This is a genomic window from Nocardiopsis sp. NPDC006198, assembly GCF_040613895.1.
In the GTDB taxonomy this organism is placed as follows: Bacteria; Actinomycetota; Actinomycetes; order Streptosporangiales; family Streptosporangiaceae; genus Nocardiopsis; species Nocardiopsis tropica.
Map to the genome: position 1 here is coordinate 1 of NZ_JBEXSY010000075.1, position 16,354 is coordinate 16,354.

Consider the following 16,354-nt stretch of genomic DNA (forward strand, 5'->3'; position numbering starts at 1 on the left):
CCGGGGGTCCCCCCCCCAAAAACAACCCACCCCACTTGGTGGCTGTCCTAACCACCCGGGTTTTGCGCCCACCCCTGCCGCTGCGCGCCCCGCGGGCCCCCCCCCCGCCTCGGCGCCGGCCCCGGCGCCGGTCCGCCGGGCCGGGGCTAGCCGGTTCCGGAGACCTCGTCCGCAGCGGCGCGGGCCGCCTCGGCCCGGGCACGCCACCCGGCGGGGTCCACCTCCACCGCGCGCAGGCTCTCCTCGTCCACCGCCACCGGCCGGACCGGCAGGAACCCGTCCAGGGGCAGCAGCGGGTCCGCGGTGACGTCGGCGGTGAGCATCTGCCCGGTGGCGAGCCCGCACGCGTGGGGCAGGTCCGGCAGCGCGGCGGCCAGGGCCACCCCGGCCGCGAGCCCGACGGAGGTCTCCACGGCGCTGGAGACCACCACGGGGAGCCCGCACGCCTCGGCGACCCGCAGCGCGGCCCGCACCCCGCCCAGGGGCTGGACCTTGAGGACCACGATGTCGGCCGCGCCCGCGGCCCTGACCCTGAGGGGGTCCTCGGCCCGGCGGATCGACTCGTCGGCGGCCACCGGGACGTCGACGCGGCGGCGCACCTCGGCCAGCTCCTCCAGGGTCGCACACGGCTGTTCGACGTACTCCAGGCCGAACCGGTCCAGGGCCCGGACCATGCGCACCGCGGTGTCCACGTCCCAGCCGCCGTTGGCGTCCACGCGCACCTTCCCGGAGGGGCCGAGGGCGTCGCGGACGGCCTCGACGCGGGCCAGGTCCTGCGCCGGGTCCTGCCCCCTCTCCGCGACCTTGACCTTGGCGGTCGCGCAACCGCCCGCGGCGACGATCGCGCGGGCCCGCTCCGGGCCCAGCGCGGGGACCGTCACGTTGACCGGCACCCGGTCGCGGACCGGTTCGGGCCACCCGAGGAAGGCGGCCTCGTGACAGGCCGCCCACCAGCGGGAGGACTCGCGCGGACCGTACTCGGCGAAGGGCGAGAACTCGCCCCAGCCGGCGGGCCCGCGCACGAGCATCCCCTCCCGGACGGTGACGCCGCGGAAGCGGTCGCGCAGGCCGACCGCGAAGGCGCGCCCCCCGGCGGGGGCGCCCTCCGGGCCGGACCCGACGGGGGGCGTCACGGGCGGCGCGGGAACTTGTCGAACTCCGGACGCCGCTTCTCCTTGAACGCGTCCCGGCCCTCCTGGGCCTCCTCGCTCATGTAGTAGAGCATCGTGGCGTCACCGGCGAACTGCTGCATCCCGGCGGCGCCGTCGCTGACCGCGTTGATGGCGCCCTTGAGCATGCGCAGCGCCAGGGGGGACTTCTCCAGGAGCTCGCGCGCCCAGGCGACGGTCTCCTTCTCCAGGTCCTCCAGCGGGACCACGGTGTTGATCATGCCCATGTCCAGTGCCTCCTGCGCGCTGTACTGGCGGCACAGGTACCAGATCTCGCGGGCCTTCTTCAGGCCGACGGTCTCGGCGAGCAGCCAGGAACCGTAACCGCCGTCGAACGAGCCGACCTTGGGCCCGGTCTGGCCGAACTTGGCGTTGTCGGCGGCGATGGTCAGGTCGCAGCAGACCTGGAGGACGTTGCCGCCGCCGATGGACCAGCCCGCGACCATGCAGATGACGGGCTTGGGCAGGCGGCGGATCTGCACCTGCAGGTCGAGGACGTTGAGCCGGCCGATGCCCTGGCGGGCCACGGCGTCGTCGCCGATGTACCCGTCGTCGCCGCGGATCTTCTGGTCGCCGCCGGAGCAGAACGCCTGGTCGCCGGCGCCGGTGAAGATGATCACGCCGACCCCGGAGTCGTCGCGGGCGATGTTGAACGCCTGCTGGAGCTCGAACAGGGTCTGGGGCCGGAAGGCGTTGTGCCGCTCCGGGCGGTTGATCGTGATCTTGGCGATGCCCTCCGCGGTCTCGTAGATGATGTCGGAATACTCGCCCGACCGCTGCCAGTCGATCACGCTGCTCACGGCTACTACTTCTCCTCACGGGGACACTGGGGACGACGCGGACGCGCCTTCGTCGGCCGCGTCCAAGCGTCAACCCTACGCATTCTGCCAGGCGAGCCGGGACGAACAGGCACGCACCCGGCCGCCCGGCGCCCCCGGGCGCTCCGCGCCCCGGTCGCCGCCCGGAGCGTGGGGCCCCCGGCCCGGGGTTCGCGGAGCCCGCGGGCGCGGTGGCGGCGGACGGGCGTACCCTGGCGGGCGTGGCACGCGAGAATCAGGTCGAAACCCAGGTCGAGGTCCCCCCGTCCGAGGGGGGCCGCCCCCTCCAGGCCGTCCTCGGGCTGGCGCCGGAGCGGTTCGGGGACCTGCTCGCCCGCGCCCTGGACGGCGAGGGCCCCGCCCTGCTGCCCGTCCCCGCGGGCACCCCCGACGCGCGGGTGCGCGACCTGCTCGCCGCGATGCGGCCCTCGTCCCTGCGGGGCCCTGACGGCGTGACCGCGCTCGGGGACTCCGCGCCGGCGGGTGCCGACACCGCCCTGGTCGTCACCACGTCGGGCTCCACCGGCGCCCCCAAGGGGGTGGAGCTGTCCGCGGAGGCCCTGCGCTCCTCCGCCCGCGCCTCGGTCGCGCGGATCGGCGCCGCCCCGGGCGACCCGTGGCTGTGCGTGCTGCCCGCCGGACACATCTCCGGCATCCAGGTGATGATGCGCGCCCTGGTGACGGGGACCCGGGCGGTGCACGCCCCCTTCGACGTGGACACGGTGCGGGAGGCCGCCGAGCGGCTGCGGCCGCACGTGTCCCTGGTCCCCACGCAGCTGCGGCGGCTCATGGCCGCCGGGGTGGACCCGTCCCTGTTCGGGTCGGTCCTGCTCGGCGGGGCCGCCGCCGAACCCGCGCTGGTCGGGGCGGCCCGCGCGGCGGGCGCGCGGGTGGCGACCACCTACGGCATGAGCGAGACCTGCGGCGGATGCGTCTACGACGGCGTCCCCCTGGACGGCGTCCGGGTGCGGATCGACGCCGAGGCCCCCGGCGGGCCGGGGCGGATCCTGCTGTCGGGACCGGTGCTCCTGAGCGGGTACCGGCTGCCCCCGGGCAGCCCCGCCGATCCGGGAGCGCCGTCCGCCGACGGCGACGGGCGGCTCTGGCTGCGCACCAACGACCTGGGCCGCCTGGACGCGGACGGCCGCCTGACCGTGCTGGGCCGTATGGACGAGGTCGTCAACACCGGCGGCCACAAGGTGGTGCCCGGCCAGGTCAACGCCCTGCTGATGGAGCACCCGGCGGTGGCCGAGTCGGTGGTCGTGGGCCGCCCCGACCCGGAGTGGGGCGAGCGGGTGAGCGCGGTGGTGGTGCCCGCCGACCCGGACGCGCCCCCGACGCTGGAGCAGCTGCGCGCGTGGGTGCGCGAGCGCCTGCCCTCCTACGCGGCGCCGCGGGAGCTGGACCTGCGCGGGTCCCTGCCGATGCTGGCCTCGGGCAAGCCGGACCTGGTGGCGCTGCGGGGCGCCGCCTCCTGAGGCCGGGCCCCGGCCGGGGCCCGCCCGCCCCGCCGTTACCGCCGCACTCCGCACGCGTGGGACCCTGGGCCCGCCGGGTACCGCGCTCCGCTCCGCGGAGAGGGGCGCTGACCTGGGGGTCGTCGGCGCCGTCCGCCGGCGGCGCCGCCACGGCCGACGACAGCCGGGCCCGGGCGGCGGGGAACTTCCCGGAGGTCCCCCGCGTCTACCTGAGTATCCGGTCCCTTCGGCCCCTCTCCCAAGGAGGTCCGCAGTTGGCGCCAGCCATCGGTCCACCCGTTCGTGTCCCTGCGCCCTCCTCGCGGCCCGGCCGGGCGACCGGGCCGGGGCGCGGCCGCACCCGAGCGGGCTCCTTTACCCGCTCGCGCACACGCTTCGCCACTCTCCACCCAGTGATCTGTACCACTCTCGACGATATCCAATCGAGACAGGGAACATTTGACTCCCCGACACGTTGGACATATTGGCGCGTCCAGTCGGCGGGAACCCTCCGCCACGTGCCATACGTCTTGGAAGGGAGGGAGGTGCCCAGATGACGAGCACTGCCCTAGCCGCTTCGGCACACGCCGAGGCCCCCGACGGCCCCGCTCAGAACGAGGACGCGGCCGCCGACGCGGCCCTGGCCGACCTGATCACCCGCGGACGCGCCCAGGGACACCTGTCCCTCTCCGAACTGCGTACCGCTTTCACCGCGGCCGGGGTCTCCTCCGGAGACGGCCGATCCATCCTGCGTGAACTCACCGAGAACGGGGTCCGGCTCGCCAACGGGGGCGACGACTCCGCGCTGGTGTCCGATCCTGACGCCGAGGACGACGTGCTGGAAAACACTCTCATCGCCACGGTGCCCGACACCGACGAGGCACCCAAGGCCGCATCCGGCAAGGCAGGGGCGCGCAAGGGCCCCGCCACCCGGAGGAAGGCCCGCACCACGCGGCGCACCAAGAAGACCGAGACCACCCAGGCCACCACCGATCCGGAGACCGGTGAGGCCGACCTCGACGACCAGTCGCCCGCCATGGGCGACTCGGTCCACACCTACCTCAAGGCCATCGGCCGCCGCCAGCTCCTCACCGCGGACCAGGAGGTCGACCTGGCCAAGCGCGTCGAGGCCGGGCTCTACGCCGAGTACCGGCTGGGCCTGCACGGCGACGTCGACGGCTCCGTCACGATGTCCGAGGCCGAGGTCGACGAGCTGGAGTGGGTGGCCGAGGACGGCCGCAAGGCCAAGTCCCACATGCTGGAGGCCAACCTGCGCCTGGTGGTGTCGGTGGCCAAGAAGTACAGCGACCGGGGGATGTCGCTGCTGGACGTGGTCCAGGAGGGCAACCTCGGCCTGATCCGCGCTGTGGAGAAGTTCGACTACAGCAAGGGCTTCAAGTTCTCCACCTACGCCATGTGGTGGATCCGCCAGGCCATCCAGCGCGGCTTCGCCGACTCCGCCCGCACCATCCGCCTTCCCGTGCACGTCCTGGAGCTCCTCAGCAAGGTGAGCCGGCTGGAGCGCGACATGCACCAGGCGCTGGGCCGCGAGCCCACCCCCGAGGAACTGGCACTGGAGCTGGACAAGACCCCGGCCCAGATCGAGGAGCTGCTGCGGGTCACCCGCCAGCCGATCAGCCTCGACTCGACCATCGGCGAGGACGGCGAGACCCGTATCGGCGACCTCATCGAGGACATCGACGCCTCGGAGGCCTCCGAGGTGGTCGACCGCCAGCTCATGGCCGACCAGCTGCGCAACGCGCTCTCCGACCTGGAGCCCCGCGAGGCGACCATCATGTCCCTGCGGTTCGGGCTGATGGACGGCCGCCCGCGCACCCTGGACGAGATCGGCAAGCACCTCGGGCTGACCCGCGAGCGCATCCGGCAGCTGGAGAAGCAGTCGCTGTCCAAGCTGCGCCACCCCAGCCGCGCCCAGCAGCTGCTGGACTTCGCGAGCTAGACGCGGTCCGACACGCGAACGGGGCCGCCTCCCGCACGGGGGGCGGCCCCGACGCGTGTCCGGCCTCAGGGATCTCCCCCATTCGCCCCTGGTATGGGGCCCACGCCCCTGACAGAGGGTCCCCGCGGTGGCACGATGGCGCACATGACGAACAGTGCCCACCGCGGCGACGAGATCGCCGCGGCCCTCAAGGCGAGCCGCGAACTCGGACCCGAGTACGACGAGGCCCTGGCCGCCTCCCTCGTCGAACGCATCGACGACACCATCGAGGACCGGGTCCGCCACCATGTGGCGCGTCAGACCTCCGAAGCCTCCGCCCGGGCCGGGATGCCCTCCAACACCGTGCGCTTCGTGCTCTCGCTGGTGTGCCTGGGCGTCAGCATCCCCGTCAGCGCCGTCGCCGCGACCCTGGGCCCCCCGGGAATGCTGCCGCTGGTGTGGCTGGGCCTGATCGCGTTCTACGTGGTGTCCGTGGTCGGCCTGCGCCGCTGAGGACGCGCGCCCGCTCCGCGCCGGGCCCTCAGCGCCTCAGCGCCGCGCGCAGGATCTCCACGGCCTCGTCGTGGTCCAGGCCCACGCGGGAGATCACCTCGGCGTAGTCGCGCGCGGCCGCCAGCGCCTCCGCGCGCTGGTCGTCGCCGCCCGCGGCGACGAAGGTCCCCGAACGCCCGCGGGTCTCGACCACCCCCGCCTGCTCCAGCTCCCGGTACGCCCGCGCGACCGTGTTCACCGCCACCGAGAGCTCGCCCGCCAGGGCGCGCACCGTCGGCAGCCGGTGGCCGACCGCGAGTTCGCCGTTGGCGGCCGCGATCGCCACGATCGACCTGATCTGCTCGTAGGGCGGTACCTTCGACGTCGGATCTATGCGGATGAAATCCGCCATCTCCTACTGCGCTCCCCACGGTCGCCTGCTGCGGTGTCCGGTCCCCGGAGGGACCGAACACCAAACTACCGTGCGCGCCCCGGCCGCCGGCGGCGAACCGGCGGAACCGGCCTCATCCCGGAAGGCGCGGCACCCGCTGGATCCCGTGCATCCGGTGGGCCTCCCGGGCGGTGAGCAGCGTCTCCGCCGTCTGCGTCGCCTCCCGCACCTGGGGCCGGGCCAACCCCTTACGGCGGTGGATCCGGTCCTGGTACCCCTTGAGCCCCACCAGTGTCCGCTCCTTGGCGTAGGCGGCCCGCATGGCCTCGGTGAGCGCCTCGTCCAGCGCCACGCCCCGCTCGTGGACCTCGACCACAGAGGCCCCCGAGCCCCTCACCGCGTCCAGGGCCTCCTGCGCCTCGGCCACTCCCCGCAGGAGCTCGGGCAGGCGCGCGGCCCGCTCCCGGTCGGCCTCCAGGCTCTCGCGCGCCTGTGTCGTGCTCTGCTTGGCAAGTCCCATGTGTGCGCTCCGTACCCGCGTACCGTCGGTCGAGGCCACTCTAGAGGTGACGAAGATCATCCGACGACCCGGGCCGCGCGTCGGTGGTGGCCCCCGTCCCCGGGATCTGCCACCTTGGCGTCCCACACCCCCGAGAGGAACACCGTGAGCAGGAACTACGCCGGACTCAGCCGCGAGCGCATCATCGTCGAGGCGCTCCACATCATCTCCGGGCGCGGGTTGGGCGGCCTGTCGATGCGCCGGCTGGGAGACGCCCTGGAGGTGGAGGCCATGGCCATCTACCACCACTTCCCCCTGGGCAAGGAACAGCTGTTCAACGCCATCGCCGCCTACGTGGCCTCGCCCTCCCCCACCGGAACCGCCCCCACGGACGGGGAGGACGGCGCCGAGGAGACGGAGGAGGAGGCCGTCGACACCCGGCCCTGGGACGTCCGCCTGACCGACTGGGCCGACACCCACCGCGCGCGCATGCTCGCCTACTCCGGCGCGCTCTCCCTGCTGGTGCACCGCGCCCCGCACACCCCCGACAGCGACGCCACCCGCGCCCTCATGCACCGCGCCTTCACCGAGGCCGGACTGACCGGCGAGGACGTGGTCCGCGCCGCCGACGCCCTCCACTCCTACTGCGTCGGCGCGGTCGTCCACCAGGTCCGCCACGCCGACGACGAGGACGCCCCCGACGAGGCCGAGGCCGAGGCCCGCTTCCACCTCGGGCTGCGCGCCCTCCTGCGGGGCCTCACCTGAGCCGGACAGGACACATCCGGTGACCGGGAACCCCGGACGCCTCCCCCGCGTCTCTTCCCCGGGTGCCGAAACCCGTTCCCCTCATCTGCACGCCGCCCGGCCACGGCACCACCGGCGCGGTACGGAGATCACGCCATGGTCCTCAAACGCCTGCTCGCCGGAATCGGATTCGGCGGAGCCTCCGTCGAAACGGTCCTGGACTCCGCCGGAACACAACCGGGCGGCGTCCTGCGGGGCGTCGTCCACGTCGAGGCGGGAAGCGTCGAGCAGAGGGTCGAACGGCTCACCGTCGGCCTCCAGGCCAGGGTCGAGACCGAGGTCGGCGACCACGAGGTCAACAGCGACGTGGAGTTCCACCGGGTCAGCCTGGGCGAGGGCACCGTCCTGGCGCCCGGGCAGCGCTTCCAGGTGCCCTTCGAGCTCCCCGTCCCCTGGGAGACGCCCATCACCGTCCACCAGGGCCGCCACCTGCACCGGATGCACGTCGGGGTGAACACCCGGCTGCACGTGGCGGGCGCCGTGGACCCCGGAGACCTCGACCCCGTGGCCATCGCCCCGCTCCCCTCCCAGGCGGCGGTCCTCGACTCGCTGGTCGGCCTCGGGTTCACCTTCAAGCAGGCGGACCTCGAACGGGGGCACATCCCCCACACCCGCCAGAGGCTCCCCTTCTACCAGGAGATCGAGTTCCGGGCGCCGAGCCGCTACCGGGGGCTGAACGAGCTCGAACTGTCCCTGGTCACCGACGGGCAGGGGTTCGACGCGGTGCTGGAGCTGGACAAGAAGCCCGGCCTGCTCTTCTCCGAGGGCCGCGACAGCTTCCACCGCTTCAGCGCCGACCACGCCCCCGGACTCGACTGGAGGGACCACCTGCACCAGTGGATCGACTCCCTGGCGGGCAGGCGCAGACTGCTCTGAGCGGCGGGGGCCGGGAGCGTGTCCGCCCGGCCCCGCCGGGGCGGCTCCCCCGGAGCGGTCGCGGCGCGGGAGGGCCCGGGGCGGCCGGCGGGGCCGGTCGGGAGGGGCCGGTCCCGCCGCGGAGGGCTCAGGCGCCCGCCGCCCGCTGCCGGACGCGCTCCGCGCGCAGGCGGCGGGCCTCCTCCGGGTCCAGCACGGGCGCAGCCGTGAGCAGCTGGCGCGTGTACTCGCTCCGCGGATCCCCGTAGATGCCGTCGCTGGTCCCCAGCTCCACGACCTCCCCCTTGCGCATGACGGCGACGCGGTCGCTGACCTGGCGCACCACCGCCAGATCGTGCGCCACGAAGATGTACGTCAGCCCGAAGTCGTCCTGCAGCTCCGACAGCAACCGCAGAACCTGGTCCTGCGTCGACACGTCCAGCGCCGACACCGGCTCGTCGCAGATGATCAGCTTCGGCTTGAGGATCAGCGCCCGCGCGATCGCGATCCGCTGGCGCTGACCGCCCGAGAACGCGTGCGGGAACCGGTTGTAGTGGTTGGGCTCCAGCCCCACCCGCTCCAACAGCTCCTGCACCTGCCGGCGCACCTTCTTACCGTCCTTCTCCCCCTGCACCCTCAGCGCCGTGCCGATCGCGTCCCCCACCGTCAGACGCGGGTTGAGCGAGGAGTACGGGTTCTGGAACACCATCTGCACATCACGGCGCAGCGGACGCAGCGCCCGCTCCGACATGTGCGTGATGTCGCGCCCCTCGAACTCCACCCGGCCCCGGGTGGGCTCCAGCAGACGCATCACCATCCGCGACAACGTGCTCTTACCCGACCCCGACTCCCCCACGATCCCCAGCGTCTCCCCCTGGCGCAGATCGAAGGACACCCCCTTGACCGCCCAGAAGTCCGTGGAGCGTCCCCAGAGCCCTCCCCGCACCCTGAAGCTCTGCGACACCTCCTCCACCCGCAGCAGGACCTCGCCCCGCTCCTGCCCCCGGGACGGGGCGAACGCGTCGAAGGCCTCCTCCCCGCCCTCACCCGCCGCCGTCGCCCCCGACGGCTGCCTGCGCTGCTCGGCGCGCGCCTTCGCGGCCCGGTCGGAGCGGTCGCGCGCCCGCCGCTGGGCGCGGGAGACCTCCACGCGCGGCACCGCGTCCAGCAGTTCCTGCGTGTAGGGGTGTTCGGGTGCGGACAGGACCCGGCGCACGTCGCCGCGCTCCACGGCCACGCCGTGGCGCATGACCACGACCTCGTCCACCGACCCCGCCACCACGGCCAGGTCGTGGGAGACCAGGATCAGACCCATCGCCAGATCCCGGCGCAGCTCGTCCAGCAGGTCCAGGATCTGCGCCTGCACCGTCACGTCCAGGGCCGTGGTCGGCTCGTCCGCCAGCAGCACCTTGGGGTCGCACATCAGACCCATCGCGATCAGGACGCGCTGGCGCATGCCCCCCGAGAACTCGTGCGGGTAGGAGTTGATCCGCTTGCGCGCCTGCGGGATGCCCACCCGGTCCAGCGACTCCACGGCACGGTCGCGCGCCTGCGCACGCGACACCTGCGGCCGGTGCACGCGCAGCGCCTCCACCAGCTGGTTGCCGATCGTGTACTGCGGGTGCAGCGACTGCATCGGGTCCTGGAACACCATCGCGATGTCGTTGCCGCGCATGCGCCGCAGCTGCTTGTCCGACGCCGACACCACGTCCTTGCCCACCACCTCGATGGAACCGCTGATCCGCGCCCGGCTCCCCCGGTGCAGGCCCATCAGCGCCAGCGACGTCACACTCTTGCCCGAGCCGGACTCGCCCACGATGCCGAGCCCACCTCCCGCGGGCAGCTCGAACGACAACCCGTCCACCGCCCGGACCTCGCCGTCCATGGTCGGGAACACCACCCGCAGGTCGTCCACCCGGACGACGGCCTCGGCGGAGGACGGTGCGGACTCACTCATAGGGGACGCCTCTACTCTCTCGGTCCGGCGGGTCTGTGGACTGCTCCTCGGCGGGTGCCCGGTCGGCGCCCCGTGCGCGCCGGGCGGCACGTCCCGCGCGTCCGGCACTAGCCGTGGATGCGCACGCGCGGGTCGATCAGCGGGTACACCAGGTCGACGATCAGGTTGCACACGACGATGAAGAACGCCCCGAACAGGGTCACCCCCAAGATCACCGGCAGGTCGCTCTGCGTGATCGCGTTGACGGCGTACCGGCCGATCCCGTTCAGCGAGAACACCTGCTCCGTCAGGACCGCGCCGCCCAGCACCAGGCCCAGGTCCAGGCCGAAGATCGTCACGATGGGGGTCAGGGTCGGGCGCAGCGCGTGCTTGAGCACCACCTTCCCCTCGCTCAGCCCCTTGGCGCGGGCGGTGCGGATGTAGTCCTCGCCCAGCGTCTCCAGCATCCCCGCGCGGGTCTGCCGCGCGTACATGGCGGCGTGCAGGAACGCCAGCGTCAGCCACGGCAGGAACAGCCCCTCCGCCCACCCCAGCGGGTCCTCGGTGAAGGGCACGTAGCCCGGCGTGGCGAACAGGCCCCACGCGTGCACGAGGAAGGCCAGCGCCAGCAGGCCGGTGAAGAAGATGGGCAGCGACACCCCCGCCAGGGCGACGGCCATCGCCAGGCGGTCGAACAGGCTGCCCTTCCACACCGCCGACACCACCCCGACCAGGATCCCGCCGACCAGCCAGATGACGCCCGCGCCCAGCGCCAGCGACGCCGTCACCGGCAGGCGGGCCACGATCTCGGGGAACACCTCCTGGTAGCTCTGGAAGGAGTAGCCGAAACACGGCGCCGAGCACTCGATGGTGTCGCGGCCGAACCGGTACTCGGCGCCGAAGAAGATTCCCCGGACGAACTCCCCGAACTGCACGAACACGGGCTTGTCCAGTCCCAGCCGCTCGATGGTGGCCTGGATCGCCTCGGGGGTCGGAGCGCGGCCCACGTACATGGTCGCCAGCTGCTCGGTGGTCCGTCCCGCCCACCGGGGCACCACGTAGAAGATGGCGAAGGTGACCAGGGTGACCACTGCCAACAGCAGGAGGCCGGCGCCCAGACGGCGCAGGATGTAGGTCAGCAACGCGCGTGCTCTCCGTTCAGGGGCTCGGACGGGGCAGGTCGCGGCGGGCCGCCGGGATCACGGTGACCGCCCAGGACGCGCCCGCACCGGCAACAGTAACCGAGCGTGTTCGATTGATCACGCTTATCCGTGCCGGTGTGTGTGCACGGTCCCGGGGAGCCCTCCGCGGCCCCGGCGCGGCCACGGCAGCACCGGAGCTGGACGAGAACAGGCCCCCCGATCACCCGGAGTTGACCACGTCCGGCCCTTCCCCGTGCTAGTTCTGTTTCCAGGGATGCGCCACCGCCCGGGCCACGGCCCCGGCGTCGGAGCGCACAGGTCGTACGGCGCGCGGGGCGAGAGCACGGCGCGCCCGGGAGACACCGTTTCGAGGAGGACGTCCATGCCGAACCTGTTCAGCGCGTCGGACCGCGCGAGGGTCGCCCGGAGCGTGGCGGACGCCCACGGCGTGGACTACCCGGAGGCGATGCGCATGGTGCAGGACGCGCTCTCGGGCCGGGGGGACCCGGAGCACGACCGGCTGGTGGCGCCGTTCCTGTGGGGGCGGCTCGGACCGGCGGCGGAGAGGCTCCACCGGACCCGCGTGGACGCGCAGGAGGCGCTGGCGGCCTCGGCGGCCGTGCCCCGGGAGGTCGCCCTGTCACGGTGGGCGGGGGCGGTGTTCGGCGAGCACCCGGACCTGGCGCGCCTGGACCGGCAGCTGGAGCACTTCTACGGCGACGCCTGAGGACGGGACGGCCGCACGAGGCCGCCGGCCCGGTGTCAGGGGAACGGAACGCCGTGGAGTTCGTCCAGGCGGCGCAGCCGGGCGCGCAGCTCACGCGCCGGACGGTTCCGCATGGCGTGGGCCAGGAGGTCGAGAAACTCCTTGGCCATCATCGGACTGCCGCAGCACTCCCAGCAGCAGTACCACGAGCCGGGATAGAGGTGGTCGTCCCAGGGAGGGCGCCGGGGATCCCGGGCGTACCTCTCCCACTTGGGGAATGCCTCGCCGATGATGCCCGGCCACAACTGCGGGTGGCGGTGTTCGACCCGCCGGATCTCGGCCATCGTCTTGGACGACAGGCCGTCGATCGCCGACCGCTTCTTCTGTCCTGTGCGCGCACGGGGATGGTTCTCGGCGCGCAGTCTCCCGGGCCGTCTACGCGGCATGGGCCTTTCTGTTGTTGAACATGCGACGCATCATGCCACAACGCCTGCGACGCGGCCAAGCCGGAAAGCGGGGCGGGTCCACGACCCCGGGTTGCTCTCCGTAGGGTGCCACGGTCGCGCAGCGCCGTGCGGACTCGAACCCCGGCGTGGACGGTCAAGAATCGGTTCCGCCGCCCCGGGGCCACCAGGAGGATGAGGACACGAGCCCCGACGGCCTGTTCCGGGGCCGAGCACTCCCGAACAACGAGGTGTCAGATGCCGCGCATCGCCGCCCGACAGCCGGACGGGACCGTCCTGGTCGCCTACGGACACGCAGGACTGATCGTCAACGAGAACGACGCGCCGATCACCACGGTCAACCCGTCCTTCAACGGGACCGTGTGGTCCAAGATCCGCTTCGGCCAGTGGGAAGAGGTCGACGAGCCCCTGCCCGACGGGTTTCTCGCACCGGAGGTCGTCGACCTCATGGCGAACTTCGAGGGACGGTGGCTACAAAAATCCGGGGGTATACAGCTCGACATGTGGCTTGAAAACCGCCCGGACACCGGGGACCCGGCCCCTCGCCTCTGACGCTCGTGTCTCCCGTTCGGCCGAGCCCCGCGCCTCTGGGAGCCGGTCCGGCTCCCAGAGGTGCGGGGCGGTCGGCGGGCGCCTCCCGACCCGAGGAGAGGCACCCACCGACCCGCGACGCGTCCTGCCCGCTGCCCCTACTCCCGGGTGGTGCCCAGGGCCATGTAGTCGTACATGGAGTAGCCCGCGTGGTAGTAGACGTTGGTCAGGTGCGGCGGCCGGTACAGGACGGTCCGCTCGAACACGGCCGGGACGATCACGGCCTGCTGCATGGCACGCTCGTCGATCCGCGTGTAGATCGACGCGCGCTCCTCCTGGTCGTCGACGGTGACCACCTCGTCGAACCAGTCGTTGATCCGGCTGTCGTCCAGCTCCGAGATGTTGGTGTTGCCCGCGTCCTGGATGGCGTCGCCGTCCAGCACCTTGCTCATGAACCCGTAGCCGCTGGGCCAGTCCGGCGCCCACCCGTACACGGTCAGCCCGAGGTCGTTCTCGTGCACGAAGTCCGGGGACCCGGCCTGGGTGTTGGTGTAGCTGTCCGACGGGTACTGCTTGATCTCCACGTCGATGCCCACACGGGCCAGGGCCTGCTGGAGGGCCTCGGCCGTGCTCACGTCGGTGGGCCGGTCCGCGCGGGCGCCGATCGCCGTGGAGAACCCGTCGGGCTCACCGCACTCCTCCAGCTTCTCGCGGGCCTTGTCCAGGTCCCCCTTGTTGTCCTGGGAGGGGTACAGGTCGATGCTCGGATCGGCGCCCGGGAGCGCGGCGGGCATCAGCTGCGTCGCGATGTCACCGCCGGTGTCGCCGCCCCACGCCCGCTGGAGGGCGTCGCGGTCCGCGGCGAACATGACCGCCTCCCGGCAGGCGGGGTCGTCCAGGGGCTCGATGACGGTGTTGATGTTGACGTAGCGCAGCGTGTTGGTCTGCGGGTTGTCGACGCTGTGCCGCTGGTTGTCGTCGGTGATCAGCGTGCCCTTCATGGCAGGGCCCACCCCCGCGCCGGCGAGGTCGACGTCGACCTCGCCGTTGACCAGGCGCTGGTCGATCTCGTTCTGGTCGACCCCGAGCTGGACCTCGATCCGGTCGGGCAGGGCCCTGCGGGTCGGGTCCGTGGCCGCGTCCCACTGGTCGTTGCGCACCAGGTTCAGGGAGACGCCGGGCCGGTAGTCGCCGTCGAACTTGTAGGGCCCGGACGACATGACGTGGCTCTGGTACTGCTCGCCCCGGTCGGCCTCGGCCGGGACCGGAGCCGTCTGGGGCTGCACCAGGACGTACGGGAACTCCGAGAAGCTCGTGTTCAGGTGGAAGACGAGGGTGTGGTCGTCCGGGGTCTCGATGCCGTCGAACCCGGCCAGGGGGTCGGCCTCGTCCGCGTAGGGCCCCTCGTAGTCGTCGCTGTCGGCCAGCAGCTCCTGGAAGTACTTGGGCCCGTTGGGCAGCGCCTGGTCGCCGAAGTTGCTGCGCGCGATGGCGTACTTGACGTCCTCGGCGGTGATCTCGGACCCGTCCTCGTACTTGAGGCCGGGCTTGAGCTTGACGGTCCACTCGGTGGAGTCCTCGTTGCCCTGCGGCATGCCCTCCGCCAGGTCCGGCTGGAGCTCGGTACCGCCCTCCCCCGGAGCCTCGGTGTAGGTGAGCAGGGTGCGCGCGTAGTAGCGGGTGAAGTTCCAGCTGAACGCGTAGTAGGTGTTGCCGGGGTCGGGCGAGTCGAAGTCCGAGGAGATGGCGTACCTCAGGGTGCCGCCGGTCTGGTCGGAGGGGTTGACGATCTCCGTCTCCCCCTGGTTGAACTCCGCGTCGACCGCGCCTCCCCCACCTCCGCCGCGGCCGTCCCCGCAGGCGCTCAGCAGCAGTGCCACGGCCGCCGCCGCGGCCGTGCACGCGGTGGCCAGGCCGCTCCCGCGGCGCCGCCTGGACGGCCCCGCGTGTGTGAAGTGATGGGTACTCACCTTGCCTCCTGGTCGGATTCGATGGTGGGACCGCGCCCCGCACGGTCCGGTGAACGGTCCGGCCCGGGCCGGACCCGGTGCGTCAGTCGGAGGAGCGGGGGTCAAACGCGTCGCGCAACCCGTCCCCGAAGAGGTTGAAGGCCAGGACGGTGACGAAGATGGCCAGGCCCGGGATGATCACGAAGTGCGGCGAGGTCGTGTAGAAGCGCAGGGCTCCCTCCAGCATCCCGCCCCAGGTGGCGGTGGGCGGGTTGATGCCCACCCCCAGGAAGCTCAGGGCCGCCTCGAAGAGGATGTTCGTGGGGATGAGCAGGGTGGAGTAGACGAGGATCGGCGTGACCAGGTTGGGCAGGATCTCGCGGAAGACGATGTGCGCGCTGCCCGCGCCGAGGCTGCGCGAGGCCTCCACGAACTCGCGCTCCTTGAGGGTGAGGGTCTGTCCGCGCACGATGCGGCCGATGTAGGGCCAGTTGAAGAACCCGATGATGAACACCAGCACGCCGATGCGCAGGTTGTTGCCGGAGAGGCCGAAGGCGCCGTCGGGGATGACCCCGACGAGGGCGATGGCGAACAGCAGCAGCGGGAAGGCCAGGAAGATGTCCATGGCCCGGCTGATGACGGTGTCGATCCAGCCGCCGAAGTACCCGGCCACGATGCCGAGGACGGTGCCGATCAGGACGCACACCACGGTGGCGACGGTGGCGACCAGCAGGGAGGTGCGCGCGCCGTAGACGATGCGGCTGAACAGGTCGCGTCCGTTGACGGGTTCGACGCCCAGGAGGTGCTGGGCGCTGATGCCGCCCCACGGGTCGAGCCCCTGGGCGGGGTCGTCGGGGTCGCGCAGGACCCCGCCGGTGAGCGGGTCGACCAGGTCCTGGTCGAACTGGTTGGGCGGGTGGCCGAACCAGGCGGTGAGGAGGGGTGCGAACAGGGCCACGAGGATGAGGAGGACGACGATGATCCCGCCGGCCATGCCGACCTTGTCCCTGCGGAACCTCTGCCAGGCGATCTGGCGCAGGGACCTGTTCGCCGCGTTGGCCGCGCCCGCGACCACCGCCTCGGGGTCGGCGTGTCGGGACGACTCGGGCACGTCCATCGGCGCGGTCATGTGGCCCTGCCCCCGTCATCACTTTTAGTAGTTGATCGACTACGCAAAGATTGCACGACTGACATGGGCGTTT

Annotated in this window: 16 protein-coding genes; 7 read left to right on the forward strand and 9 right to left on the reverse strand. The window is 72.5% G+C overall.

What is annotated here, in order from left to right; all coding sequences use genetic code 11:
• Positions 1–146 precede the first annotated feature (146 nt).
• On the reverse strand, positions 147–1,133 hold the full coding sequence (locus ABZ234_RS29875; protein ID WP_355014239.1) for an o-succinylbenzoate synthase: 987 nt from the start codon (positions 1,131–1,133) through the stop codon (positions 147–149).
• Positions 1,130–1,969: a 1,4-dihydroxy-2-naphthoyl-CoA synthase gene (gene menB, locus ABZ234_RS29880; RefSeq protein WP_267949431.1), complete on the reverse strand. Its 840-nt coding sequence runs from the start codon at positions 1,967–1,969 to the stop codon at positions 1,130–1,132. Before menB ends, ABZ234_RS29875 begins: the two co-directional genes overlap by 4 nt.
• Before the next feature lie 320 nt (positions 1,970–2,289).
• Here menB and ABZ234_RS29885 point away from each other — a divergent pair, with 320 nt between their 5' ends.
• The 3 genes from ABZ234_RS29885 to ABZ234_RS29895 all read left to right on the forward strand — a co-directional run bounded on the left by ABZ234_RS29885 (position 2,290) and on the right by ABZ234_RS29895 (position 5,896).
• Positions 2,290–3,465, forward strand: coding sequence for an AMP-binding protein (locus ABZ234_RS29885; protein WP_355014256.1), 1,176 nt, complete (start codon positions 2,290–2,292; stop codon positions 3,463–3,465).
• A gap of 532 nt (positions 3,466–3,997) precedes the next feature.
• The gene (locus tag ABZ234_RS29890) at positions 3,998–5,404 is read left to right on the forward strand and encodes an RNA polymerase sigma factor (RefSeq protein ID WP_355014240.1); all 1,407 of its coding nucleotides are present in this window, start codon (positions 3,998–4,000) and stop codon (positions 5,402–5,404) included.
• Positions 5,405–5,539: 135 nt separating this feature from the next.
• Positions 5,540–5,896: a hypothetical protein gene (locus ABZ234_RS29895; protein ID WP_355014241.1), complete on the forward strand. Its 357-nt coding sequence runs from the start codon at positions 5,540–5,542 to the stop codon at positions 5,894–5,896.
• 28 nt (positions 5,897–5,924) lie between these two features.
• On the opposite strand, the gene ABZ234_RS29900 is transcribed toward ABZ234_RS29895, so the two are convergent.
• Positions 5,925–6,287, reverse strand: coding sequence for a GntR family transcriptional regulator (locus tag ABZ234_RS29900; RefSeq protein WP_344182759.1), 363 nt, complete (start codon positions 6,285–6,287; stop codon positions 5,925–5,927).
• Positions 6,288–6,399: 112 nt separating this feature from the next.
• The gene (locus ABZ234_RS29905) at positions 6,400–6,786 is read right to left on the reverse strand and encodes a hypothetical protein (RefSeq protein ID WP_267949427.1); all 387 of its coding nucleotides are present in this window, start codon (positions 6,784–6,786) and stop codon (positions 6,400–6,402) included.
• 144 nt (positions 6,787–6,930) lie between these two features.
• On the opposite strand from ABZ234_RS29905, the gene ABZ234_RS29910 reads away from it, so the two are divergent.
• Together ABZ234_RS29910 and ABZ234_RS29915 are read left to right on the forward strand one after the other, a co-directional pair.
• Entirely contained in the window at positions 6,931–7,530 is a 600-nt protein-coding gene (locus ABZ234_RS29910) for a TetR/AcrR family transcriptional regulator (RefSeq protein ID WP_355014242.1), read from the forward strand.
• A gap of 135 nt (positions 7,531–7,665) precedes the next feature.
• Complete coding sequence (locus ABZ234_RS29915; RefSeq protein WP_355014243.1) at positions 7,666–8,445, forward strand: sporulation protein; 780 nt, start codon at positions 7,666–7,668, stop codon at positions 8,443–8,445.
• Positions 8,446–8,572: 127 nt separating this feature from the next.
• Here ABZ234_RS29915 and ABZ234_RS29920 read toward each other — a convergent pair whose 3' ends face one another.
• Positions 8,573–10,381, reverse strand: coding sequence for an ABC transporter ATP-binding protein (locus ABZ234_RS29920; protein ID WP_355014244.1), 1,809 nt, complete (start codon positions 10,379–10,381; stop codon positions 8,573–8,575).
• Between the two features lie 107 nt (positions 10,382–10,488).
• Positions 10,489–11,502: an ABC transporter permease gene (locus ABZ234_RS29925; RefSeq protein ID WP_344183082.1), complete on the reverse strand. Its 1,014-nt coding sequence runs from the start codon at positions 11,500–11,502 to the stop codon at positions 10,489–10,491.
• A gap of 382 nt (positions 11,503–11,884) precedes the next feature.
• Here ABZ234_RS29925 and ABZ234_RS29930 point away from each other — a divergent pair, with 382 nt between their 5' ends.
• A complete protein-coding gene (locus tag ABZ234_RS29930; RefSeq protein WP_355014245.1) occupies positions 11,885–12,229 on the forward strand; it encodes a hypothetical protein in 345 nt (114 codons plus the stop codon).
• Positions 12,230–12,264: 35 nt separating this feature from the next.
• Here ABZ234_RS29930 and ABZ234_RS29935 read toward each other — a convergent pair whose 3' ends face one another.
• Complete coding sequence (locus ABZ234_RS29935) at positions 12,265–12,654, reverse strand: hypothetical protein (protein ID WP_355014246.1); 390 nt, start codon at positions 12,652–12,654, stop codon at positions 12,265–12,267.
• Positions 12,655–12,909: 255 nt separating this feature from the next.
• On the opposite strand from ABZ234_RS29935, the gene ABZ234_RS29940 reads away from it, so the two are divergent.
• Positions 12,910–13,224, forward strand: coding sequence for a hypothetical protein (locus ABZ234_RS29940; RefSeq protein ID WP_355014247.1), 315 nt, complete (start codon positions 12,910–12,912; stop codon positions 13,222–13,224).
• 137 nt (positions 13,225–13,361) lie between these two features.
• Here the strand turns inward: ABZ234_RS29940 and ABZ234_RS29945 are convergent, their stop codons facing one another.
• Positions 13,362–15,173: an ABC transporter substrate-binding protein gene (locus ABZ234_RS29945; protein WP_355014248.1), complete on the reverse strand. Its 1,812-nt coding sequence runs from the start codon at positions 15,171–15,173 to the stop codon at positions 13,362–13,364.
• Positions 15,174–15,255: 82 nt separating this feature from the next.
• Positions 15,256–16,281 (reverse strand): ABC transporter permease, encoded by a 1,026-nt coding sequence (locus ABZ234_RS29950; protein ID WP_267949417.1) that lies wholly within the window; start codon positions 16,279–16,281, stop codon positions 15,256–15,258.
• Between the last annotated feature and the right edge of the window lie 73 nt (positions 16,282–16,354).